Annotated in this window: 16 protein-coding genes and 2 pseudogenes; 10 read left to right on the top strand and 8 right to left on the bottom strand. The window is 67.0% G+C overall.

What is annotated here, in order from left to right:
- Positions 1 to 42 precede the first annotated feature (42 nt).
- Genes recC through OKW44_RS28005 form a run of 3 tightly spaced genes read left to right on the top strand, consistent with a single transcriptional unit; the run spans position 43 to position 9259 of the window.
- Positions 43 to 3435 carry an exodeoxyribonuclease V subunit gamma gene (gene recC, locus OKW44_RS28015; protein WP_018418378.1) on the top strand — a complete coding sequence of 1131 codons (3393 nt, stop codon included), beginning with the start codon at positions 43 to 45 and terminating at the stop codon, positions 3433 to 3435.
- On the top strand, positions 3432 to 7157 hold the full coding sequence (recB, locus tag OKW44_RS28010) for an exodeoxyribonuclease V subunit beta (RefSeq protein ID WP_018418377.1): 3726 nt from the start codon (positions 3432 to 3434) through the stop codon (positions 7155 to 7157). Before recC ends, recB begins: the two co-directional genes overlap by 4 nt.
- Positions 7154 to 9259 (top strand): AAA family ATPase, encoded by a 2106-nt coding sequence (locus OKW44_RS28005; protein WP_018418376.1) that lies wholly within the window; start codon positions 7154 to 7156, stop codon positions 9257 to 9259. Before recB ends, OKW44_RS28005 begins: the two co-directional genes overlap by 4 nt.
- Before the next feature lie 55 nt (positions 9260 to 9314).
- On the opposite strand, the gene OKW44_RS28000 is transcribed toward OKW44_RS28005, so the two are convergent.
- Complete coding sequence (locus OKW44_RS28000; RefSeq protein WP_018418375.1) at positions 9315 to 9956, bottom strand: VC0807 family protein; 642 nt, start codon at positions 9954 to 9956, stop codon at positions 9315 to 9317.
- Between the two features lie 188 nt (positions 9957 to 10144).
- Between OKW44_RS28000 and arfB the strand changes: the two genes are divergently transcribed.
- Positions 10145 to 10549, top strand: a complete 405-nt coding sequence (gene arfB, locus OKW44_RS27995) for an alternative ribosome rescue aminoacyl-tRNA hydrolase ArfB (RefSeq protein ID WP_018418374.1) — start codon at positions 10145 to 10147, stop codon at positions 10547 to 10549.
- A 12-nt stretch (positions 10550 to 10561) separates the two neighbouring features.
- Here arfB and OKW44_RS27990 read toward each other — a convergent pair whose 3' ends face one another.
- Positions 10562 to 11857, bottom strand: coding sequence for an EAL domain-containing protein (locus OKW44_RS27990; protein ID WP_018418373.1), 1296 nt, complete (start codon positions 11855 to 11857; stop codon positions 10562 to 10564).
- Positions 11858 to 12479: 622 nt separating this feature from the next.
- Here OKW44_RS27990 and OKW44_RS27985 point away from each other — a divergent pair.
- Positions 12480 to 12770, top strand: coding sequence for a putative quinol monooxygenase (locus OKW44_RS27985; RefSeq protein ID WP_018418372.1), 291 nt, complete (start codon positions 12480 to 12482; stop codon positions 12768 to 12770).
- A gap of 80 nt (positions 12771 to 12850) precedes the next feature.
- Here the strand turns inward: OKW44_RS27985 and OKW44_RS27980 are convergent, their stop codons facing one another.
- The 3 genes from OKW44_RS27980 to OKW44_RS27970 all read right to left on the bottom strand — a co-directional run bounded on the left by OKW44_RS27980 (position 12851) and on the right by OKW44_RS27970 (position 14500).
- Positions 12851 to 13108 (bottom strand): hypothetical protein, encoded by a 258-nt coding sequence (locus tag OKW44_RS27980; protein WP_018418371.1) that lies wholly within the window; start codon positions 13106 to 13108, stop codon positions 12851 to 12853.
- A gap of 234 nt (positions 13109 to 13342) precedes the next feature.
- A complete protein-coding gene (locus OKW44_RS27975; RefSeq protein ID WP_018418370.1) occupies positions 13343 to 13582 on the bottom strand; it encodes a hypothetical protein in 240 nt (79 codons plus the stop codon).
- Positions 13583 to 13780: 198 nt separating this feature from the next.
- Entirely contained in the window at positions 13781 to 14500 is a 720-nt protein-coding gene (locus tag OKW44_RS27970) for a YdcF family protein (protein WP_429411988.1), read from the bottom strand.
- 265 nt (positions 14501 to 14765) lie between these two features.
- Between OKW44_RS27970 and OKW44_RS27965 the strand changes: the two genes are divergently transcribed.
- Positions 14766 to 15089, top strand: coding sequence for a hypothetical protein (locus OKW44_RS27965; protein WP_018418368.1), 324 nt, complete (start codon positions 14766 to 14768; stop codon positions 15087 to 15089).
- A 368-nt stretch (positions 15090 to 15457) separates the two neighbouring features.
- Here the strand turns inward: OKW44_RS27965 and OKW44_RS27960 are convergent, their stop codons facing one another.
- Positions 15458 to 15715, bottom strand: a complete 258-nt coding sequence (locus OKW44_RS27960) for a hypothetical protein (protein WP_026225449.1) — start codon at positions 15713 to 15715, stop codon at positions 15458 to 15460.
- 334 nt (positions 15716 to 16049) lie between these two features.
- Positions 16050 to 16445 (bottom strand): annotated as a pseudogene (locus OKW44_RS27955) (transposase); the annotation flags it as partial.
- A 403-nt stretch (positions 16446 to 16848) separates the two neighbouring features.
- Between OKW44_RS27955 and OKW44_RS27950 the strand changes: the two are divergent.
- The 4 genes from OKW44_RS27950 to rluB all read left to right on the top strand — a co-directional run bounded on the left by OKW44_RS27950 (position 16849) and on the right by rluB (position 22412).
- Positions 16849 to 17751 (top strand): LysR family transcriptional regulator, encoded by a 903-nt coding sequence (locus tag OKW44_RS27950; protein WP_018418366.1) that lies wholly within the window; start codon positions 16849 to 16851, stop codon positions 17749 to 17751.
- A 190-nt stretch (positions 17752 to 17941) separates the two neighbouring features.
- Positions 17942 to 19162 (top strand): pyridoxal phosphate-dependent aminotransferase, encoded by a 1221-nt coding sequence (locus OKW44_RS27945; protein WP_018418365.1) that lies wholly within the window; start codon positions 17942 to 17944, stop codon positions 19160 to 19162.
- Between the two features lie 367 nt (positions 19163 to 19529).
- On the top strand, positions 19530 to 20573 hold the full coding sequence (scpB, locus tag OKW44_RS27940; RefSeq protein WP_018418364.1) for an SMC-Scp complex subunit ScpB: 1044 nt from the start codon (positions 19530 to 19532) through the stop codon (positions 20571 to 20573).
- A 63-nt stretch (positions 20574 to 20636) separates the two neighbouring features.
- On the top strand, positions 20637 to 22412 hold the full coding sequence (rluB, locus tag OKW44_RS27935) for a 23S rRNA pseudouridine(2605) synthase RluB (RefSeq protein WP_018418363.1): 1776 nt from the start codon (positions 20637 to 20639) through the stop codon (positions 22410 to 22412).
- Between the two features lie 301 nt (positions 22413 to 22713).
- Here the strand turns inward: rluB and OKW44_RS27930 are convergent.
- A pseudogene (locus OKW44_RS27930) lies at positions 22714 to 23100 on the bottom strand (transposase); the annotation flags it as partial.
- Between the last annotated feature and the right edge of the window lie 238 nt (positions 23101 to 23338).

The following is a 23338-nucleotide window of genomic DNA, read 5'->3' as shown; positions in this document are numbered from 1 at the left end:
TCGTTCGCGGGCCATCAGCGTGCCAAATGTGATCTGGAATACATGCTTCAGCTCTTCTACTCGAACCGCTACGAAACGCTGGTGGGCGCGCTGCTCGGCGACCTCGCGCAAGCGCCGTCCGACCCGTGGACCGCGCGGCCCGTGATCGTGCCGAGCGCGGCCGTGCGCCGGCGGCTCGAGCTCGATATCGCCGCGCGCCAGGGCATCTGCGCGAACGTTAATTTTGGTTATCTCGCGCAATGGCTGTGGGCGCAGATCGGCGGCGTGATCGAGGTACCGAAGCATTCGCCGTTCGCGCCGGACCGGCTCGTGTGGCGCTGCTACCGGCTGCTCGACGACTCAGACGAAGCGCTGCCGTGGAACGCCTCGCCGCGCCTGCGCACCTATCTCGATGCGGCCGACGCGTCGATGCGCTACGAACTCGCGCGGCGCGTCGCGACCGTGCTCGATCACTATCTGACCTATCGCCCCGAATGGCTGCTGCAATGGCATAAGGGCGGCTCGATCTTCGCGAGCGGCGCGGCTGACGACACCGGTCCGCGTCTGACCGGCGCGAGCGACGCGGCGCGCGAGGACGAGCGCTGGCAGGCGGCGCTGTGGCGCGCGGTGCTCGCCGAGCTCGCGCAAGCCGGCGGTCATGCGCAAACATCCGCGGCCGCGCTGCCGCCCGCGTATCGGTTTCTCGATGAAATCGCCGCGCTCGATCTCGAGGCGATCTCGAACGCGCAATGGCCCGAGGCGGTCAGCGTGTTCGCGCTGCCGACCATGCCGCCGCTGCATATCGCGTTGCTGCGCGCGCTGTCGCGCTGGATCGACGTGCGTCTGTACGTGATGAACCCGTGCCGCGAGTTCTGGTTCGACGTGGTCAGCGAAGGGCGCGTGCAGGCACTCGACGCGGCGGGGCAACTCGACTATCAGGAAGTCGGACATCCGCTGCTCGCCGAATGGGGCCGCCAGACTCAGGCGCAGCTGCATATGCTGCACGAGCTGACCGAAAGCGCCGCATCGGCCGAGACCGGCGACTTCACCGAAAACCCGGAGCCGAGCTGGCTCGCCGCCGTGCAGAACGGCATCCTCGCTTTGCGCAATGAAGCCGATGCCGACGAGTTGCCTATCGAGCGCGGTATCGAGGTGCACGTCTGTCATAGCCTGTCCCGGCAGCTCGAAGTGCTGCACGATCGCCTGCTCGGCTGGTTCGACGAATTCGACGATCTGCAGCCGTCCGACGTGCTGGTCGCCGTGTCCGATCTCGCGGCGGCCGGTCCGCTGATCGATGCGGTGTTCGGCACCACGCCCGCCGGCGATACGCGCCGCATTCCGTACCGCATTACCGGCTTGCCGCCGTCGCAGGCCAATCCCGCCGCGCGTCTATTGCTCGACTGGCTCGCGCTGCCCGAGCGCAGCGTCGGCGCGCCGGATCTGATCGAATGGCTGCGCGTCGATGCGGTCGCGGTGCGCTACGGCATCGATGCGAATTCGCTCGAAGCCGCGCAGGAATGGCTCGCGGCCGCCGGCGCGCGGCGCGGGCTCGCGCCGCTCGAACCGGTCGGCGAGCACGTGCCGGTCGCGCGTCATACGTTCGCCGATGCGCTGACGCGCCTGTACCTCGGCTACGCGATGCCGGCAGGCGGCGAGCCGGTCGATGCGTGGCTGCCGGTCGAAGGCGCGGGCGGTTCGGATGCTGAACTGCTGGGCCGTCTGTCGCGTTTCGTCGACGACATCGACAGCTTCGCGGCGAGCTGCGCGATCGAGCGCACGCCGTCCGACTGGTCGCAACTGCTGCTCGAAACGCTCGGGCAGTGCTTCGACGGCGGCGTCGAGTTCGCCGATTCGCTCGCGGCCGTGCGCGACGCGCTCGATGCGATGAGCGCCGCGATGCAGGCCGGCGCGCATGTTGTGTTGCTGCCGGCGTCGGTGGTGCGCACCGCGCTCACCGAAGCGCTCGACGACCCCGCACGCGGCGGCGTGCCGTGGGGCAGCGTGACGTTTTCTTCGCTGACGAGCTTGCGCGGTTTGCCGTTCCGCGTGGTCTGCCTGCTCGGCATGGACGACGGTGTGTTGCCGTCGCTCGCACGCGCCGACGAATTCGATCTGATGGCCGCGTTTGGCAAGGCCGGCGACCGTCAGCGCCGCGACGACGAGCGCAATCTGTTCCTCGATCTGCTGCTCGCCGCGCGCGAGCGGCTCTTCATCGCCTACACCGGCCGCAGCATTCGCGATAACGCGCCGCTGCCGCCGGCCGCGCTCGTCGACGAACTGCTCGATCATCTCGCGCAGGTGTCGGCGGGCGAGGACGCGAGTCCGGCCGAGATCGACAGCGCGCGGCGCGAGTTCATCGTCGAGCATCCATTGCAGGCGTTCGCGTCGGACTACTTCGCGGCGAAGCCCGACCTGTTCACCTACGACGCCAGTCGCGCCGAACTGGCCACGCTGCTTGCCGAACCGCAGCATGCCGCCGCCACGCCGTTCTTCGATCAACCGCTGCCGCCGGAAGATATGCACGAGGTGGAGTTCGACGACTTCGTGCGCTTCTGGCGTCATCCGGCACGCGCACTGCTGCGCGACCGGCTCGGAATCGCGTTGTCGGATGCGCAGGGCGAGTTGCTCGACACCGAGCCGTTCGATCTCGACTATGCGGGCCGCGACGCACTCGCCGAGCGCGTGCTGCCGGTGCTGCTAGACGCCGGCACCGACGACGAGGTGATGTATAGCCGCGTGCAGCGCATCGCCGAGGCGAGCCCCGAGTTGCCCGGCGGCGCGACCGGCGCGGTGTGGCGCGCGCGCGAATTGTCCGCGCTGCGGCAGTTGGCGCAAAGCGTGCGGCGCGAAGTGGCCGCGGGCGTCGAGCGTTTGCCGTTCGTGCTCGACGTCTCGCCGCGCTGGCCGCAAGGCGGCGATGGCACCGAGAGAGCCGTCTCCCTGTTTGGCGACTACGACGCGCTGTTGCTCGAGTCCGCCGAAACGCCGCTGCATTTGCGCGGCACGTTGAACCTGCTGACCGGAACGGGACAAGTGATCTTTCGTTATGCCAAAGCCAGTGCGCGCGACTATCTGTCCGCGTGGCTCGCGCATCTGGTCTATTGCGCGGCGCAGCCGGACGGCCCGCGCCGCACCGTATGGCACGGCAGCGGCGAGAGCTTCGAGCTCGCGCCCGTCGCGGCTCCGCTCGACGAACTCGCGCCGTTGGCTGCGCTCTTCCATGCCGGCCGCCGGCTGCCGCTGCGCTTTTTCCCGAAAAGCGCATGGGCGCGGCTCAGCGAAAGCGAATCGGCGGCGCAAGGCGTATGGGTCAACGACCGCGTGCGCGGCGAATCCGACGACCCCGCGTTGCGCATCGCGCTGCGCGGCACACCGCTCACGCTCGACGAACCGTTCGGCAGCCTCGCCGCGATCGTCTTCAAGCCACTGATCCAGCATTTGCGGAGCGCCTCATGAGCGACGCGCTGCGCCATCAAAGCCTCGCCGCCGACGAACTCGACGTGTTCGCATGTCCGCTCGACGGCGTGAACCAGATCGAAGCGTCGGCGGGCACCGGCAAGACGTGGAACATCTGCGCGCTGTACGTGCGGCTGCTGCTGGAAAAGAACCTGAACGCGGATCAGATTCTCGTCGTCACGTTCACGAAGGCGGCGACCGCGGAGCTGCACGAGCGCATACGCGGCCGTCTCGCGGAACTGCATCGCGCGATCGAGATGGACGACGACGGTGACGATCCGTTCATCCGCCGGCTGTTCGAAACGACGCTCGCGCCGGAGCGCGGTATCGAGCGCGAGGCCGCGTTGAAGGTCGTGCGCCGCGCGCTGCGCACGTTCGATCAGGCTGCGATCCACACGATCCACGCGTTCTGTCAGCGCGCCTTGCAGGAAGCGCCGTTCGCGGCCGCGATGCCATTCGCGTTCGAGATGGAAGCCGACGACGCGGCGCTGCGTTTCGAACTCGCCGCAGATTTCTGGCGCGAGCAGGTCGAGCCGGTCGCGCATGCGCATCCGGCGTTCGCCGCGTGGCTGGTGGCCAGGCGCGCCGGTCCCGCGTCGCTCGGCGAGCAGCTGGCCCGGCGCCTGAAAAAGCCGCTCGCGCAATTGCGCTGGGGCAGCGTCGACGCGGCCGGCGCAAGCGCCGATCCGCAGGCCGGCTTCGATGTCGCGTGCGCGATCTGGCGGGCCGAACGCGACGCGATCGTCGCGCTACTGGCAGAGGCACAGGAGCGCCTGAGCAAGACCACGCACAAGCCCGATCACGTGAGCGCCGCGATCGCCGCGTGGACCGACTACTTCGCGCAGGGCGACTGCCATGCGCCGCCGCCGCGCGCCGCGCTGAAGCTAACGGCGTCGGCGTTGAAGAAGGCAACCAAGGTCAAGTTCGAGCCGCCCGCACATCCGTTCTTCGAGCATGCCGACGCGCTGGCCGCGGCCGTGGTCGCCGCCGAGGCCGCGCAGCGCGCGCGCTGGCTCGCGCTGGTGCAGACATGGCTCGACTACGCGCCGGCCGAGTTGGTTGCGCGCAAGCGCACGCGCCGCGTTGTATCGTTCGACGATCTGCTCGCGAATCTGTATCGCGCACTGGCCGCGCATGCCTGGCTCGCCGATGCATTGCGTAGCCGCTATCCGGCCGCGCTGATCGACGAGTTCCAGGACACCGATCCGCTGCAATTCGCGATCTTCAGCCGCATCTTCGCGCCGGCGGGACCGCTGTTCCTCGTCGGCGATCCGAAGCAGGCGATCTACAGTTTTCGCGCGGCGGATCTGCATACGTATCTCGCGGCGCGCGAGTCGGCGTCCGCGTGCTACACGCTCGCGGTCAACCAGCGTTCGACCGCACCGATCGTCGAGGCGTGCAACCGGATCTTCGAAGCGAACCGCCAGGCGTTCGTGCTCGACGGGCTCGACTATCAGCCAGTGCGTGCGGGCGAGCGGCGCCGCGCGCCGTTTACCGATCCCGACGCGAGCGGCGGCGATTTCCGCATCTGGACGTTGCCGCGCGGCGAAACCCCGCTGGACAAACGCAGCGCGCAGCGCGCCGCGAGCGAAGCGTGCGCGGCCGAGATCGTACGGCTTTTGCGAGGGGCGCGCCAAGGTGTCGTGACGATCGGCGACAAGCCGCTCGCACCGGGCGATATCGCCGTGCTCGTGCAGACGCACAAGCAGGGCAGCCTCGTCAAACGCGTGCTCGCGGCGTGGGGCGTCGGCAGCGTGGAGCTTGCGCAGGCGTCGGTGTTCGCGACGCTCGACGCCGAGCAGATCGAGCGCGTGCTGGCCGCCATCGACACGCCCGGCGATCTGCGTCGCCTGCGCGCCGCGCTCGCCACCGACTGGCTCGGGCTCGATGGCGCCGCGCTGTGGCGTCTCACGCAGGTCGCCGATGCGCCCGCGGCCGAGGCCGTTGACGAACCCGCGCCAGCGCTTGATTCCGCCGACGCGATGGGCTGGGTCGAGCGTTTTTCGCGCTACCGGATGCTGTGGCACGAACGCGGCTTCGCGGTGATGTGGCGCACGCTGATGCGCGAGCTGCGCGTCGCGCAGCGGCTCGTCGCGGGTGTCGACGGCGAGCGCCGGCTGACCAACCTGAACCATCTCGCCGAGCTCGTACAGGCGCGCGCGGCCACCCAGCCCGGCATCGCGCCTACCTTGCGCTGGCTCGCCGCGCAGCGCGAGCAGGGCGGCGGTGACGAGGCGCAACTGCGGCTCGAGTCGGATCGCAATCTCGTGCAGATCGTCACGGTCCATAAATCGAAGGGACTCGAATACGCGGTCGTGTTCTGTCCGTTTCTGAACGATGGCGGCTTGCGCGAGCCGCCATCGTCGGGCTTGCCCGACGCGCGCGAGTATCACGACGACAGCGGCGACGCGGTGCTGCACTACGGCTGCGACGAAGAGGAAGCCGAGCGCGCCTCGCGTTCCGCGGTGCGCGAGCAGGCGGCGGAACGCGCGCGGCTCGTCTATGTGGCGCTCACGCGCGCGGTGTATCGCTGCTATCTCGTCGCGGGCACGTATCTGTCGTCGCGCTCGACGAAGGAGTCGCGGCGCAGCGTGCTGAACTGGCTCGTCGGCGGCAGCGGTCACACGTTCGACGCATGGCTCGCCGAGCCGCCCGACGAAGCCGCGCTCGCGGCTAGCTGGCAGGCGCTCGCGGGCGGACCGGTCACGTTAGGCGCGCTGCCCGAAGTGACGCGCCGCGTGCCGCTCGAAAGTCTGCGGGATCAGGGCGCGCATCTGCACGCGCGCGCGAATCGGCGGCCGTTGCGCGATCAGTGGCGCATGGCGAGTTTCAGCGGCCTGATCGCGGCCGGCGGCAGGAGCGGGGATGCGCACGCGCACGTGCCGCAGGAAGACGTGCGGCCCGACCACGATGAAATCGCCGATGCGCTACCCTCCGCGCCGCTGCTCACGCCGCTCGCCGCGGCGAGCGCCCCGCCGCATGCCGACGACGACATCCTCGCGTTCCCGCGCGGCGCGGCGGCCGGCGATTGCCTGCATCGCATGTTCGAACTCGCCGATTTCACCGAGGCGCGCACCTGGCCCGACGCGATCCGCGGCGCGCTGCGCGAGCGTCCGGCGCCGGCCGCGCCCGAGCTCGCCGTGCGCTTGCCCGCGATGATGCATCGGCTGATCGCCGACGTCGTCTCTACCGAACTCGTGCCGGGCATGACGCTCGCGCGGCTCGATCCGCGTCGGCGCCTGAACGAACTCGAGTTTCTGTTCGCGGCCCCGTCGCTGGATTTTCCGGCGCTGCGCGAGCTGCTGATCGAATACGACTATCCCGACGTCGCGCTGGAGCCCGGCGTGCTGCGAGGGTTCGTCAAAGGATTTATCGACATGATCGTCGAGCACGACGGCCGCTTCTGGATCGTCGACTGGAAGTCGAACCATCTCGGCGACACCGCCGCCGACTACGCGGCCGCGCCGCTCGAAGCGGCGATGACGAGTCACGCGTACCACCTGCAGGCGCTGCTTTATACGGTCGCGCTGCATCGCTATCTGAAGACGCGCGTGCGCGACTATGCATACGACACGCATATCGGCGGCTACCTGTATCTGTTCGTGCGCGGCGTGCGGCCCGACTGGCGCGATGTCGACGGCGCCGCCGGTGTGCACAGGCGGCGTGCGCCGTTCGAACTGGTGGCGCTGCTCGACGCGGCGATGATCGGAGGTGGCGCATGAGCACGCCCGGCACGCTGGATGAGCGCACGGCCGCGCCGCTCGGGCTCGAAGACATCGGCGTCAACCTGCCCGCGCCGGCCGATTTCAGCATCGCGCTCGCCGAAGGGTTCGCGCGCCGTATCGGCATGCTCGCGCGGCGCGGTGGCGCATCGACCGAGGTGGTGAGGTGGGCCGCTCGCGCCGCGTTCGCCGCGAGCCGCGCGACCGCCGAAGGGCACGTGTGCGTGCCGCTCGCGACGCTCGCGCGCCGCTTCGACGCGTCGAGCGCCGAAGTGCGCGCAGCGCTGCTCGCGAGCGGCATGGCAAGCGATGGCGCGGCGGACGCACCGGACGGAACGGACGCGGCGACGTTGCGGCCGCTCGTGATCGACGCTCAGGGGCGTCTTTATCTGGCGCGCTACTACGACTACGAGCGGCGCCTGGCCCACGCCCTGGTCGCGCATGCGACGGGCGAGGCGAACGCCGCGAACGCCGGCGCCGACACCGCCCCCGCCCCCGCCACTTTGCGCGAACGCCTGCTGCGCTACTTTGGCCCGCCGAACGACGACGACGTCGACTGGCAGCGCGTCGCGGCCGTGATGGCGCTGTCGGGGCGGCTGACGATCGTCAGCGGCGGCCCGGGAACCGGCAAGACCACGACCGTGGTCGGCGTGCTCGCGTGTCTGCTCGATGCGCGCGCCGATTTGCGCATCGCGCTGGCGGCGCCGACCGGCAAGGCGGCGCAACGGATGCAGGAAGCGTTGCTTGCGCGCGCGGGCGACCTTCCGCCCGAACTCGCCGCGCGTTTGCCGCAGACGTCGTACACGCTGCATCGACTGCTGGGGTCGGGGCCGGGCGGGCGCTTCCGGCATCATCGCGATAATCCGTTGCCATATGACGTGGTCGTGATCGACGAGGCGTCGATGATCGACGTCGCGATGGCAACGCTTCTGCTCGACGCGATCGCACCGCAAACGCGGCTCGTGATGCTCGGTGACAAGGACCAGCTCGCCGCGGTCGAAGCCGGCGCGGTGTTCGCCGAACTCAGCGCGCGGCCGGCGTTGAGCGCGGGCGGATTGCGACGGGTCGCGCAGGCGCTCGACATCGACGAGGCGCGGCTCGCGCGGGCTTTGCCGCGGGCGTCGAGTGAGGCCGATGAAGCACCGTTGGACGATTTCTTTGTGCCACCCGAGGCACTGCAGACCTTCGAGCTACCCACGTCGGGCGATCTGTTCGGTGACAACGTGACCTCGGCGACGGGCGAGCAGGCGGACCGCGATATGCGATCGGCGAACCAACGCGACCCGCTCGCGGACTGCGTCGTCTGGCTCGAGCGCAACTACCGGTTCGGCCTCGAGTCGCCGATCGGCCGTTTGTCCGTCGCGATTCGCAACGGCTCACCGAGCGCGGCGCTCGACGTATTGCAGATCGACCCGACCGAGGTCTGCGCCGCGGCGCTGCACGAGGACGCTCACACGACGCTGGCCGGGCGCACCACCGCAAGACTTGCCGGTGGCTTCGCGCCGTACGCCGACGCGCTTGCCAAGGCGCTCGCCGTCGATACGCCCGATCCGGTGCCGCTCTTCGACGCGCTCAACCGCTTCCGCATCCTCTGTGCGACGCGGCTCGGACCTCGCGGCGTCGATCAGGTCAACGCGGCGATGGCGGCTGAGGTGCGCCGCGCCGCGGGCGTCGCGCTTGCGGTCGGCGCGCAGTGGTTTGCCGGACGTCCGGTGATGGTGACGCGCAACGATTACGCGCTGGGTCTGTTCAATGGCGACATTGGCATTGCGCTGCCGGGCGCGGGTGGCGCGTTGCGCGTGTACTTCCGCACCAGCGACGGCGGTGTGCGCGCGGTGTCGCCGGCCGCGCTGCCGCCGCACGACACCGCGTTCGCGCTGACGGTCCACAAGTCGCAAGGTTCGGAGTTCGAGCACGCGGTGCTGGTGCTGCCGTCGGCGTTCAGCCGGGTGTTGTCGCGTGAGCTCGTGTATACGGCGATTACTCGCGCGCGCGAACGCGTCGAGGTGATCGGCGCGCGGGCCGTGCTCGCGCAGGCGATCGCGACGCCGACGCAGCGTGATTCGGGGCTGGCCGCGCGGGTTGCCGAAGCATCGCGTTGATCGCGCGACGGGAGGCAGAAAAAGCGAAGTGGCGGACTTGTGGTGCGAGCGGCGCTCAACCGGCAACCCCGCTCGCCCGCTCGATGGCCTCGACGCGGCTGCGCATCGTCCTGCGATACCACAGTGTCCACAGCGCGAGTCCCGCGTAGATGCCGTAGCCGATAAAGGGCGACACTACGAGGAAGCGTTCGATCGGCCACGTCAGCGCCATCCACGCGCGTAGCGCGGTTTCGGCGGTCAGCCCAATGCCCCACACGAGCGTCATGGTTCGCATCGCGGTGGGGAGACCGGGGCGCTCGCGCCATAGCGCCTCGAAATGCGCGGCGCCGCCTTCCATTTCGCGCGCGACTGTCGCGCGCGCGAGGTAGAAGATCAGCGGACGACGCATCGGCAGCGACAGCAGGAAAACGACGCCGACCGCGCCGGACACCAGCGACTCGCGCAACAGCAGCATGCGCGGACTGCCCCCGAGCGCCATGGCCGCGACCGACAGCACGATGCCCGCCACTACCATCACGCTGAGCGCATCGACGCGCCTGAAGCGCGCGAGCTCGATCACGCTCCACACGAGCGGCGGCACGGCGGACGCGATTAGCGCGCCGGTCTCGCCGACCCGCGGCAACGCGAGCCGGTAAGCAAGCCACGGCAGCAGAAAGTTGACGGCCAATTCGAGCACGAAACCGGGACGGATTTTCATATGAATTTACGCCGTAAGCGAAAGAGCCAGTATCGATGAACCGGTCGGGCCGACGCAAATGGTTTTTTGTAGCGTTCGCAAGCCGCTGCCGCCGGGCACTGCACCGGGCGCGCAGGCGCGGGTCTGGCCACCTCGGGCATCTCGCGTCGAGCGCTTGTACACTGACGCATCTTCCTTCCCTACCACCAATGACATTCCGCTATCCGATCCCGCCCAACGAAATCGAATTGACCGCCGTGCGCGCGCAGGGGGCGGGTGGTCAGAACGTCAACAAGGTATCGAGCGCGATCCATCTGCGTTTCGACGTGCGTGCCTCGTCGTTGCCGGAAGTGCTGAAGATGCGTCTGCTCGCGCTGTCCGACCACCGGCTCACGCGCGACGGCGTCGTGATCATCAAGGCGCAGGAGCATCGGACCCAGGAGATGAACCGCGCGGCGGCGCTCGCGCGGCTCGATGAACTGATCGAAAGCGTCAGCGTGACCCGCAAGCATCGGGTCGCGACGCGGCCGACCCGCGCGTCGAACCTGCGGCGACTCGACAGCAAGGCCAGGCGCGGCGAGGTCAAGTCGGGGCGCGGCCGCGTGGAGGAGTAGCGGCGCGGGTCGCTAACGCCTGGCGCCGCGTCTGCCGGTGCGCACATCCGGCGGCGACGCCTCCGGCACGAAGTCGACGCACAGCACGTGCGTGCCGTCGCGCTCGAACGCGATCGCCGCGGTGTAGCAGTCCTGACCATCGGCGAGCGAATAATGCGGCCCCATCATCGCGACACGGCCCGGCGCCGCGAGCGCGTGCCGGAAATACGCGCGACGCGACCAGTTGCTGCGCGTCTCCGTATAGAGCGGCGCGAGCCGCTTCGGAGGCGGCGGGACCGACGCCGCCGTCACCGAAGGCTGGGTCTGCTCGCCCAGGCCGTCGGTGAGGAACACGCGGCGCGCTTCGGGCAGATGCCAGATCTTTTGCGCGGCCTGTTCGAGGTCACCGGTCGCCTTGTAGGTGTCGACGGCGGCCAGCACCGCTTCCGCGAAGCCCTCGAACCCGAGCCGCTGGTGGCCGGCGTGCGCACGCTCGTACTCGGCGAACTTGCTCCAGATCGACGCGACGAGCGCAGGCACCTTCGTGCAGGCGGCCAGCACGCTGCTCTTTGGCTGACCGAACCAGAACCCCTGCACGAAATCGACGTCGGCCTGCATCAGGATCATCAGCTCTTCATCGGTTTCGACGCCTTCGGCGAGCACGAGCGTGCCCGACTGATGCAGCATCGCGATCAGATGGCTGATCATCGATTCGTCGCCCTCGCGCTTGCCTGCGCGCGCGACGAGCGAGCGGTCGAGTTTGACGATGTCGGGGCGGAAGCGCCACACGCGATCGAAGTTCGAGAAGCCGGTGCCGAAGTCGTCGATCGCGATCAGAAAATCGCGCGGCTGCGAGGCGGCGAGCATGCTGGCGACGGCGGATTCATCGTCGGCGGGCTGCTCGAGCACTTCGATCACGATGCGCTCCTGCGGCAGCCCGAAATGCGCGGACAACTCGTCGATGAAAGCGCGCTGCGGCCAGCCGGTTTCGAACACCTGCGGGCGCGTGTTCAGAAATAGCCACCCGGTGCTGATGCCTTGCTCCATGAAGTTCGCCACATGCAGGCAGCGCGCGATGCGATCGAGTTCGCGCGCTTCGGCGGCCGAGCGCGTGCGGGAGAACAATACTTCGGGCGAGACGGGCAGACCGACGGGATCGAACGAGCGCAACAGCCCCTCGTACCCGACCACGCACTGATGCGTGACCGACAGCACCGGCTGGAACACGCTGTGCAATGTCAACGCGCGCCAGGTCGCGGTCCAGCCCGACTCGCCGCGGACCAGGTGCGGGAGCAGGCCGCTCACGGTCAATTCGCTGACGGATGGCATAGAAGCGGGCACGAGAGCTGACATGGGATCGTTGCGGCAAGGGAATGAAGGGGCACGCAAACCCATTCGGCGCGCAGCGCTCGCACACCCGAAGCGCCGCCGGAACGAAACGAATGCGTCCCGCGAACACGGAGGGCGGTACCAGCCACGCTGGACTCCGGCGAATTGGTCAGATTGAGTCTAGCAGTTTGCAGCGCGCGACAATGTGCGGGTTATCACAAATGCATGGGCGCGAAAATTGTCTGCGAAACGGCTGCCTACGGCCTGCGGGAATCCGTTGCGGTAATGCGCCGGAGCGTCCCGCGCCTGCCGCGCGCGAAACCGATTCTCAATCGCAATCAGTTGCCCTACCACGCCGAGGGTAGCAGGGCGCCCAGTGGTCGCCCGCCAAACTCCAGGCGCCCACGGTGCTCACATGCTAGTGCCGCTGTAGGCGCTGATGTGGCCATTCGGGCGGCGGGCTTGTCACTGCTCTGCCGGGCGGATTCTGGCGCGACGTGACGGCGGTGCGGCATGGCGGGCAGAGGCGAGATTCGTGCGTCGCTATGCTGGCCGGCGCCCTCGCCGGCAGGTTCAGCGATCGGCGGGTATGCTGCTGATTTTCGAAAATAGGAGATCGGGCATGGCGGAAATCGCGGTTGTCGCAATTTCGGTGGCGAAAGCGGGACATGAGGAGCGGTTGAGGGAGGCCCTCGAAGGCATCGTCGGACCGACGCGCAAAGAAGCGGGTGTGCTGCTGTACGACTTGCACCGCGACGTGCAGGAGCCGCGCCGGTTCGTGTTCATCGAGCGGTGGGAAAGCCAGGATGCGCTCGCGGCGCATGCGAAATCCGCGCATATCCAGGCTTATAAGAAGGCGGCTGCGGATTGGATCGAGCACGCGGAGATTCGCGTGGTGTCGAAGATCGCCTGAATTCGGGCGTGGGCGTCAGCGGCGCGCGGACACGCTGGACAGGTGAGGCGGCCCTGAGGCCGCCGGCGCGCCGTCAGCGATCAGTGGGTTGCTTGCGGGACATCGAGAATCAGGATGATGGTCCAGTCGGCGTCGCCTTCATGGTGATACTGGCGCTCCGCGACGATGAACGGCTGCTGCTTGCCAGCCGGGCCGAGAAACAGCACGTCGCCTTCCATCGGCAGGCATTCGACGGGCGGCAGCGCGAGGTACGCTTCCTGACCGCCACGCGGCATCAGTTTTTCGATCTTGCGCGATGCTGCTTCGGTCCATTCGATATCAAGCTGTATATTGCTCATACTGTCCTCCGCACCAAGGTGCGCACGGGTTAGGGGATGCCGGCGGCTCGCCGGTCGGTGCGCGACTTTAGCATACAGAAAGCAGTGCGCCGGCGGCTGGCCAAGCCGGTGCGCGCTCGGACTACCTTGCCAGCAACGAGCGGGTCGCACAAATAAAAAAGCCGAAACCGGCACTGCCAGCTTCGGCTTTTTCACCTTCACGACGAGGCCGCGAGGCGAGATCCGCGAAGTTGCTCAGGTGCCCGACGCGTCGGCACCCTTCTTCGGATGATGCGGAGCCATCTTGTGATGCTTGGCCGGCGCGGCGGGTGCGCTTCCCATCGACTGCTCGCGGTTTTGCAAATCTTGCGCACGCTGCTCGACGTCGGCGGCCTTCGCCGGATCGGTGCTCGTCGTGATGCCGTTGTCCTGCGCGTAAGCCGCGCCGGCTGCGGCACACAAAGAAACCAGGATCGCCATGGACACTTTCTTCATCGTTACCTCCGTAGAATGGTGGTGGACCCGAGTATTGCCTGTCCAGTGGGAAAGACAATGCATTCTATCGAGCAAACTCTTCTCCAGCCGATGGCTTTGTAACCGTGCTCAACACTTGTTACGTTTTGTAATAGCTGAACGCTGGTTGAATAAACGCGACGTCCTTGAGTGCGAGAGCGGAGCGGCCGACATCGTTCGTCAGAACCAGCCGATCGCGCGATACAGGTGAAATTGCGCGAGGCCGATTAGCTCATGCAACGCTATCTCCGCGGCCACGAGATTGGCGAAGCGCGGCAGCACGCCGATCCGCGCGCGCCGCGCGCTCGAAATCTGCGGCTGCGGCTCGACGCCGAAGCGCTGAAAATCGAGCAGCGCACGCGGCATTTGATACGCGGAGGTCACGAGTATCAACGTGTCGTAATGTGATTGACCGACAATAACCGAGACGTTGCGCGCGTTCTCATAGGTCGTGCGGCTGCTTTGCTCGAGCACGATGTCCGAGCGCGCCACGTGCTGACGCAGCAGATAGGGCAGGTAGGTGTCGGCTTCGGTCGCGCTATGCCGCTGCGGATTGCCGCCGCTTACTATCACCCGGCACGTGCTCGCCGTGCGCTTGCAGGCCGCGTAGTTCTGCGCGCTGACCTCGATGCGCGAGAGTACGTCGCGCGGTGGCACCAGCACGTGGTCGTGGTCGTAGATCGTGCCGCCGCCGAGCATGATGATCGCGGTGCGTGGCGCGAAGGTGGCGGCCGTGGCGCTCTGTCGTTGCGGCTGCGCCAGGTCGAGCAGTGGCGCGGTCAGCCAGCCGGCCGCGAGCAGCCAGAACAACGCGATCATGCAGACGATGAGCGGCCGGCGCGCACGTTTCCATAGCACGATTGCTGCAAAAAAAAGCGCTAATAAAGTGAATAGAATCAATTTAAATGGGGTAACGTATGTCTTTCGGGACAAATCCACGGGCCTGCCATCGCGCCGCGGCGGTTGCATCGTCGGTTCATGGAGAGAACGCTAACATGCCGTTCTGACGGGGGTTCCGAAAACGAGACCAGGCAGCACCTGGCGGAAATCCGCTGTCAGACAGGCGGCGAGCTTCTGACCAGGAGCGGGTGCTACGCGCGTCGCCGGTGGCGCAGTGACGCGTGGGCATGAATGTGTCATAGCTGCACTTTAAGAAAGAAGTGAGATGACCACGTATTCCAACGAAGCGGTACTTGAAGCGCTGCGGCGAGCGCAATATCGTCAGGTTCCCTGGGCCAGAAGGCCGGGTGTCTTCCAATATCTTCGCGCGCTGGGGCTGATGGACACCGTTCGCCAGCGAACCGTCGCACCGGCGCCAGGCTTTCATGCTCCCGTCGACATCGCCGTGCTCACCGAACGCGGCAAAGCGGAGTTTGCGCGGCTCGAGCACGACGAGCGTCTGCTCACATGGACAGCGCAACGGATGAACGATTATGTTCTCGGCGCGGCCGAACCGCAGTCCGCCGCGACAGCCGAAGTCAGGTCTTAGCTCAAGGTTCATCGCTTATCTGAACTGAGTCACGGTCCGCCTGGGCCTGTCACCCCCTCGGCGGGCCGTCGCTAACGTCGACCGGTCGCGGTGCGCGTTCGGGGCCGAATCTCGGCTTCCCCATCGACGAGGCGGCGACGCGATCCGCGCAGGCCGTTGCGCGCCTTTCATGCCATCAACGCCTCGAGGGCGAAAAAAAGCCCGTATCACGAAGATACGGGCATACCGGAATTACTACTGCCACGCTGTGCTAATGGCGTTGAGTCAGACCGGTACTGTGTCCGGTGGTTCCCCAATCGTAAGTGCGCGATGCAAGATAGTGGGCACCGCGTCGCGCCCCGCGCCGTCCGGAGCTACGACTTACTAACTCAACGCCGCCGCTGATCCTCACGCGGCGCATCGGGCCGTGCCCGCACATTGCTGGCGATATCGCCGCGGAGATCGCCACGCGGCGTCGGCGGCGTGAAGTCGCGATTATGGGCCTCGCTTTGCTGCCGCGCTTCCAGCGTGGCTTGGCGGTCCGGGCGCCAGTTCCACCCTTGCGGGCGTTGTTGCGCAATTGCGGGCGCGGCCATCGCCATCGATGAAATCACAATGCCGCACAACAGCAGTGACATTGGTTTCATTCCGAATTCCCCCTCAACCTTGAGCCCCTCGACTCAAGGCCTGTTTGCATAAGTATTAAGGTATGCCGGGGTACGAAAGCACGCTGTAATTAATAGTAAATGGATGTTTCACCCGGAGCTATCGGGTAGTTTGGGAGTCTGAGGCAGCGCGCAAGGAGCGCTGTGGCGGTCATGCGGGAGGCGCGACGAAAGGGGCGCGCGAAGGGGATAGGCGGCGTCTGGAGGCGACCGTCAAATACTGGCGCGTCGTGGGCGCGCACGCAATCGTCGAAAAGTCGGCTCGATAAAAAACCGGGCGCCCACAGGCGCCCGGTGACAGCGTAGTTTCGCGTCAGGCCATCTTGACCGGCGCGCGCCACGATTCCGGATTGGTCCAGAACGCGCCGCGTAGACGGTCGCGGCTCGGCGGTGCTGGCGGTTTCGCGGCCGTTGCGCCGATCCGGCCGCGCAGCGAGATTTCGCGGCCGCTCGTGCCAAGCCGTTTCACAATTTCAGCGAGCGTGCCATCGGCTTGCCACTCGTCGAAGCGCCGGCGGCAAGTCGGCGGGGACGGGTAGCGGCCCGGCAACTTGGACCAGCCTTCGCCTGTCGACAAGACCCAAAGCACGGCGTTGACCACCGCCCGAGCTTCCACGCGCGGTCGACCGCGCCGTTCGCTGCGCGCCGGCTCGGCGCAGAACAAAGCCTCGACCAGCGCCCACTCGTTATCTCTTAAATCGTCGAACAGCATCATGTTTCACCTCAGCGAAGCTAACTCCGGTGCGCTGCCCCGCGCCGCGCACTCTTCACGCACTCGATGGGCGAGTGCCAAAGGGGACCGGCTTGCCACGGATTGCCATCGGAAATCATGGCGCCGACCCTGTGCGTTTCACAACGCACGAAGTGTGCCAATTTGCTGCCGATTGCCTGAAAGCCCCGTGGCGGCGGGCCAACGCGGGCGCCAACCAGGGCCGTATAAGAATCCAAAAAACCCATCTCGCAAATCGGGACAATCACCAATCTTGGGCAGATAGGCCCGGCCGGCGTGCATCCGCGCCTTTTTGCTGCATTGCAGCGACCGCGTGGACAGTGCTATGCCGCATGGATTTGGCCGTACAATGCGCATCAAACCAAGCTATTGATGAGGTGAGTAAATGAATGTAACGCTGCGACAGCTCAGGGTTTTCATCGAGGTGGGGCGCTTGCAAAGCTTCAGTCGGGCCGGCGACGAAATCGGGCTCACGCAGTCGGCGGTCAGTCGCTGCGTGCGCGAGCTCGAAAGCGAGATCGGCCTGAAGCTCATCGATCGCACGACGCGCGAAGTGCAACTAACCGACGTAGGCGGCAACCTCGTGTCGAGCGTGTCGCGACTGCTGTCGGATCTCGACGACGCGTTGCGCGAGATCCGCGAAATCGGCGAGCAGCGCCGCGGACGCGTGGTGGTCGCGGCGAGCCCGACCGTCGCGTGCCGGCTGATGCCGCGCGTAGTCGCGTCGTGCGGACAGCAGTTTCCTTATGTGACGCTTGGGCTGCGCGACGACGTGCAAAGCGACGTAGTGCGCAAGGTGAAGTCGGGTGAAGTGGACTTCGGCGTGATCATCGGCCCGTTCTCCGACGACGATCTGCTCAGCGAGACGCTGATGACGGACTCGTTCTGCATCGTGTCGCGTGACGATCACCGGCTCGCCGCGCGCAAGCAGGTTACGTGGAAGGACCTCGACGGCGAGCAACTCGTGATGCTCGATTATGCGTCCGGCAGCCGCCCCCTCATCGATGCCGTGATGCAGGCGCAGGGCGTGAACGCTACTGTGGTGCAGGAACTCGGCCATTCGGCGACGGTGTTCGGGCTCGTCGAGGCGGGCGTCGGGATCAGCGTGCTGCCGTGGCTCGCGCTGCCGCTGCCGGCGGGGGCGGCGCTGGTCGCGCGTCCGCTGGTGCCGCGAGCGGAACGCCGCGTCGAACTGGTGCGGCGGCGCGACCGGTCGCTGTCGCCCGCGGCCGAGGCGGTGTGGAATCTGATCCGCCAGTCGCCGGGCCGGGCCGAGGAGTTGAATTAACGGGAGGGATCGCGTGCGATCCGTCCGACTGGTGGATTGGCGCCGGGCGCGGCCCGCCGCCCACACGCCGCCTACTGCTACTCGCTTCGCCGCTGTCCGGTTACCCGGTCCGCTAAACTACCACCTTCATCGCGCACGCCTTCGCGGTTGCGCCCCGAGCCTCTTATCCTTCACCCACCCGGAAGCCTCGATGAGCGAATTGGACCTGCCCGTGCCCTCCATCCCGACTGCGCGCGACGTCGTACGCGCGCTGCGTCCATCGCAAATCCGTGAAGTCGCGAACGCTGGTTTCGGCGTCGACGACGTGCTGCCGTTCTGGTTCGGCGAGTCCGATCGCGTCACACCCGCATTCATCCGCGACGCCGCGAGCGCTGCGCTCGCCGCCGGCGCGACGTTTTACACGCACAATCTCGGCATCGCGCCATTGCGCGCGGCACTCGCGGGCTACGTCAGCGAGTTGCACGGGGCGACGTCGCCCGAGCACGTCGCGGTCACGAGCGCGGGCGTCAACGCGCTGATGCTCGCCGCGCAGCTGGTGGTCGGCGTCGGCGACCGCGTCGTCGCGGTGACGCCGCTATGGCCGAATCTGGTCGAAATCCCGAAGATTCTCGGCGCGCATGTCGAAACCGTCGCGCTCGGCTACGGGGAACGCGGCTGGGAGCTCGACGTCGGGCAATTGCTGACCGCGCTGACGCCTGACACGAAGATGCTGATGATCAACTCGCCGAACAACCCGACCGGCTGGGTGATGAATCGCGACGACCAGCGCAGCGTGCTCGAACAATGCCGGCGGCACGGCATCTGGATCGTCGCAGACGAGGTCTATGAGCGGCTCTACTATCCCGGCGACGACGCCGCCCAGGCGGCCGGTGTGCGCACCGCGCCATCGTTTCTCGACCTCGCGACACGCGACGAACGCGTGATCTGCGTGAATTCGTTCTCGAAAGCCTGGCTGATGACGGGGTGGCGGCTCGGCTGGATCGTCGCGCCGACCGCGTTGATGGGCGACCTGGCGAAGCTGGTCGAGTACAACACTTCGTGCGCGCCGTCGTTCGTGCAGCAGGCGGGCATCGCGGCGCTCCAGCAGGGGGAGCGTTTTACGCAGCAGCTGGTGCGCGATCTGAGGACGTCGCGCGATCATCTGGTGCGCGCGCTGTCGGCGGTTCCCGGCGTCGATGTGAAGGCCCCGCTGGGCGCGATGTATCTGTTCTTCTCGATGCCGGGCTCGACGCGCAGTCTCGATTTGTGCAAGGCGATGGTGCGGGAGGCCGGGCTCGGCGTGGCACCAGGCAGCGCGTTCGGGCCGCAGGGCGAGGGATTCGTGCGCTGGTGCTACGCGTGCGATACGGTGCGGCTCGATACCGGCGTCGAGCGCTTGACGCGGTTTCTGGCGCGCCACGCCGGTGCCTGAGCATGCGGCCTCGTACGCCCCCCGCGCTCCGCGCCGCGAGTGGCGAAAAGCCGCGAATCGTGAGAATCTTCTTGCTGGCCACTCGACCCGGGCGGGCGCCGCCACACCGGTCAGCGCCGCAGCGGAAGATGCAGGGCAGATCGCGGCTTTACGCCCCGGTCGTTTTTGCGTAATATGGCGCTCAGTCACGCGATTCCTTTCAGGAATATCGCCGCTCCGTCCGGCTGGGTCTGGCTCGATAAGTCTGTTCGCCACCCCCCGGTGCGTGCTCCCATCAATATGACCGATCAAAATCGGGCGAGCGCGTCTTCAGTTCCACATCGTCTGTTTGATCCGGTTCTTTGACCACAGGGTCTGACCTAGCTGCATGAATACCCAAGAGGCGAAGATCGTCCTCGAGACTGCCTTGATCTGCGCGCAGGAGCCGTTAAAGCTCGGCGAATTGCGCAAGCTCTTTGCCGACGGCGTGTCGGCAGACACTGTTCGGACCTTGCTCGAAGACCTGAAGCGGGACTGGTCTGGGCGCGGTGTGGAGCTGGTCGGGCTGGCGTCGGGCTGGCGGTTTCAAAGCAAGCCCGCGATGCGTTCGTACCTGGATCGGCTGCATCCGGAAAAACCGCCGAAGTATTCGCGCGCGGTGCTCGAAACGCTCGCGATCATTGCCTACCGGCAACCGGTGACGCGGGGCGATATCGAAGAAATTCGCGGTGTGACGGTGAATACGCAGGTCGTCAAGCAGCTCGAGGATCGCGGCTGGATCGAGGTGATCGGTCATCGCGACGTGCCGGGGCGTCCGGCGCTGTATGCGACCACGCGCCAGTTCCTCGATGACCTTGGCCTAACGGCCCTTGACGAGTTGCCTCCGCTTGCCGATCCGTCCGCACAACTGAACGCAGATCTGCTGGGTCAGCACGCGATCGAGTTTGCCGAGGGCGACGCGCAAAGCCTGCAGCAGCCGGTGCAGGATGCCGGGCACGACATGGCGGGTGAGGCTGGCGAGCCGGCTCCGCCGGAAGCGGCGCAGCACGCCGCGTCGGGATTTGAAGCAGCGCCGCACGAGACGGTAGCCGAGTCGACGCTCGAACCGGAGCCCCGTGCGGAAGCGAGCGGGCAGGCCGGCACGACGAATGCGTCAGACGCGTCGAGCGCGCCGCACGACACGGAACAACAGCCCGAACCGGCACCCACGGCAGCGCAGACCAGCGTCGCCGGCTCGGCACAGCATTACGATCCGGTCGCCCAGACCGATCCGGCAACACCCGCGCACGGCTCGGGCGTAGCTCGCAATACGGAGCACGCTGCCGAGCGGAACCCGATCGAGGCGGCGCACGACGATCCCGAGGATCGCCGCGATGCCGCGCAGGACGCAGGTTTTCTGACCGACGACGAAACCGAGTCGCGCAGCGCCTGACGTAACCGAACTTTTTTGCCGCGCCCGCAACGGGCGCGCGCGACCTGACATTTTGAGGTTGTTTTGACACATACCCACGACACCGATTCGTCCGAATCCGAGCGCCCCGTGCCGTCGACACGGACCGACGAACGCACTACGCAAGCGTCGACAGGCGAGGGCGAGCGCCCGGCTCATGGCGCGGAAGCAGAGGACGAAGAGCGCCCCCGCCGCGGTCTGCGTCGCGGGCCGCGCAGCCTGATCGCGCGACGCCGCGCCGGCGCGAAGACGAAGGCAGCCGAGGGCGCGCCCGCGCAAGGCGCGCAGGTCGTCGCCGAAACGCCGCCGGACGGCGAGGTCGTCGCCCTGGTCCGCACGCCGCGCAAGGACGCGGGTGCGAAACAGGGCGGGCGTCGTAACGCCGGCGGCGCAAAGCGCGAGGGCGCGTCACGCGAAGACCAGCGCGAACGTCAGCCGCGCGAAGGTCAACGTGAGGGCCAGCGCCAGAATCGCCGCGGCGCCGATGCGACCGCGGAGTCAGCTCAGGACGATCTGTTCTCATACGTGACGTCGCCCGCATTCGATGCCGACAACACCACGACTGGCGGCGTACGCGCGCCGATGCTGCGCCGTGGCAAGGCAGCGGTCCCGAAGCGCGTGCTGTCGCCCGATGACGACGCGCCGAAGCTGCACAAGGTGCTCGCCGAGGCGGGCATGGGCTCGCGCCGCGACATGGAAGAGCTGATCATCGCCGGCCGCGTGTCGGTGAACGGCGAACCGGCGCACATCGGCCAGCGCATCATGCCGACCGACCAGGTCCGCATCAACGGCAAGCCGGTCAAGCGCAAGGTCGCCGGCAAGCCGCCGCGCGTGCTGCTGTACCACAAACCGACCGGCGAAATCGTCAGCCACGCGGACCCGGAGGGCCGTCCATCGGTGTTCGATAAGCTGCCACCGATGAAAACCGCCAAGTGGGTCGCGGTCGGGCGTCTCGACTTCAACACTGAAGGTCTGCTGATGCTGACCACCTCGGGCGATCTCGCGAACCGGTTCATGCATCCGCGTTATAGCGTCGAGCGCGAATACGCGGTGCGTGTCGTCGGCGAACTCGCCGAGGGTATGCGTCAGAAGTTGCTAAACGGCGTCGAACTCGAGGACGGCCCGGCGAATTTCCTGCGCATCCGCGACGGCGGCGGCGAAGGCACGAATCACTGGTACCACGTCGCGCTCGCTGAAGGGCGGAATCGCGAGGTACGCCGCATGTTCGAAGCGGCCGGCCTGATGGTCAGCCGGCTGATCCGTACGCGCCATGGCCCGATCTCCCTGCCGCGTGGTCTGAAGCGCGGCCGCTGGGAAGAACTCGAGGACAATCAGGTGCGCGCACTGATGGCATCGGTCGGCCTGAAGGCGCCGACTGAGGAGCGCGGTAGCCGCAATGCGGCGCCGGAGCGTCGTCAGCCGGATCCGATGCAGACGTCGATGGGCTTTATCAATCGCGAGCCGGTGCTGATGTCGCACAGCCGCTTCGAGCAGCAGCCGCGCGGACAGGGTCGCCGTGGCGCGGCTGGTGGTGGCTTCGGCGCGGGCATGGGGGGCGGCACTGGTTCTGGTGTCGGTGTGGGCAATCGCGGCGCCGGGGGGCAGCGCGGCCGCGACGTCGACGGCAATCGCGCGTCGTCGCCCAACGGCGACCGTGCGCGCACTGGGGGCAAGCGTGCCAGCGCGCCCGGCAACAGCGGCGGGAATCGAGGGCCGGCCGGCAATCGTGGCGGCAACGCCAACCGTGCCGGCGGCAACGCGGGTTCGGGCGGCGCGAATCGTGGCGGCGGCACGGCGCGCGGTCGCTCGCGCGGCCGTTGAGCGGGGCGCTGTACCGCGTTTGAGGGGTGGCCGTTGAACGGCCATACCCTTCGTGCAGTTCGCACTACCTGCCAGGCTGATATGACTCCCGGTGTCAATCGGGATCGGTTTTTTAGTTTTTCGAATTCATGTTGCCGGAATTTCCTCAGGGCGGCGTAGCAGTACGCTTCGACGGTGGATCAAGCTGATATCCGCGGGTTGGGTACCGCACTACAGATGTCCGCCCAATGAGCCTGCCGCTATCTAGAACCGCAAGTCGGATGCAGTAGTCCGTTGCGTAGCCTGGTCGCGGGTTACTCGTCCCAAGCGAGAGTAGAAAGGCCTTCACGCGTTGCCGTGCGCGCTTCAGGTCGTCTTTGGCGCCACCCACGTCCGTGCCGGATCGCGGAACGCTTCGTCGTCCTCGCTCGGCACGTACACTGCGGAGAGGTCACCGGCGCGCATGCACCCGAATCTATTCTGCACGAACTGCCGGTAAAGTCCGAAGCCGCATGGACCGGCCTCGTAGACAACGCAGATGTACCGCGCTTTCGCCTGCAGGCGCCTGCACAGGTGATCGATATCCGCCTGCGTCGTGCCGATCTTGCCCAGCAGTTCGACTTCGCCCGGGCCCGACGCATCCGCGACTGTGATCGAGTCCTTGTGTATGTACATCGAGACCGACGCACAGCGTGCTATCGTGTTCCATGCTGGCCTCCGTGCCGGAAATCGCCGGAAGCGGCCTTGTCCGCACTGTGCTGCTCTGGCTGCAATGCTAACCCGCGTTTGATTTCTCACGGCAGGCCAGCCATTGCCTCACGGGAGTCATACTGACTAGCAATGTCGAGTGCTTCCCTGCCAAGCCGTTTATCGTTTTTGGCGATTTTATGCCGCCTCTCGTTTGCCGCGTTCGAGCGGCGTTCCAATGCGTCAAACGCCGTGCGAAA

The organism is Paraburkholderia lebeckiae, assembly GCF_050436325.1.
GTDB classification, from domain to species: Bacteria; Pseudomonadota; Gammaproteobacteria; order Burkholderiales; family Burkholderiaceae; genus Paraburkholderia; species Paraburkholderia tuberum.
This window is presented reverse-complemented; position numbering and strand designations above follow the sequence as displayed.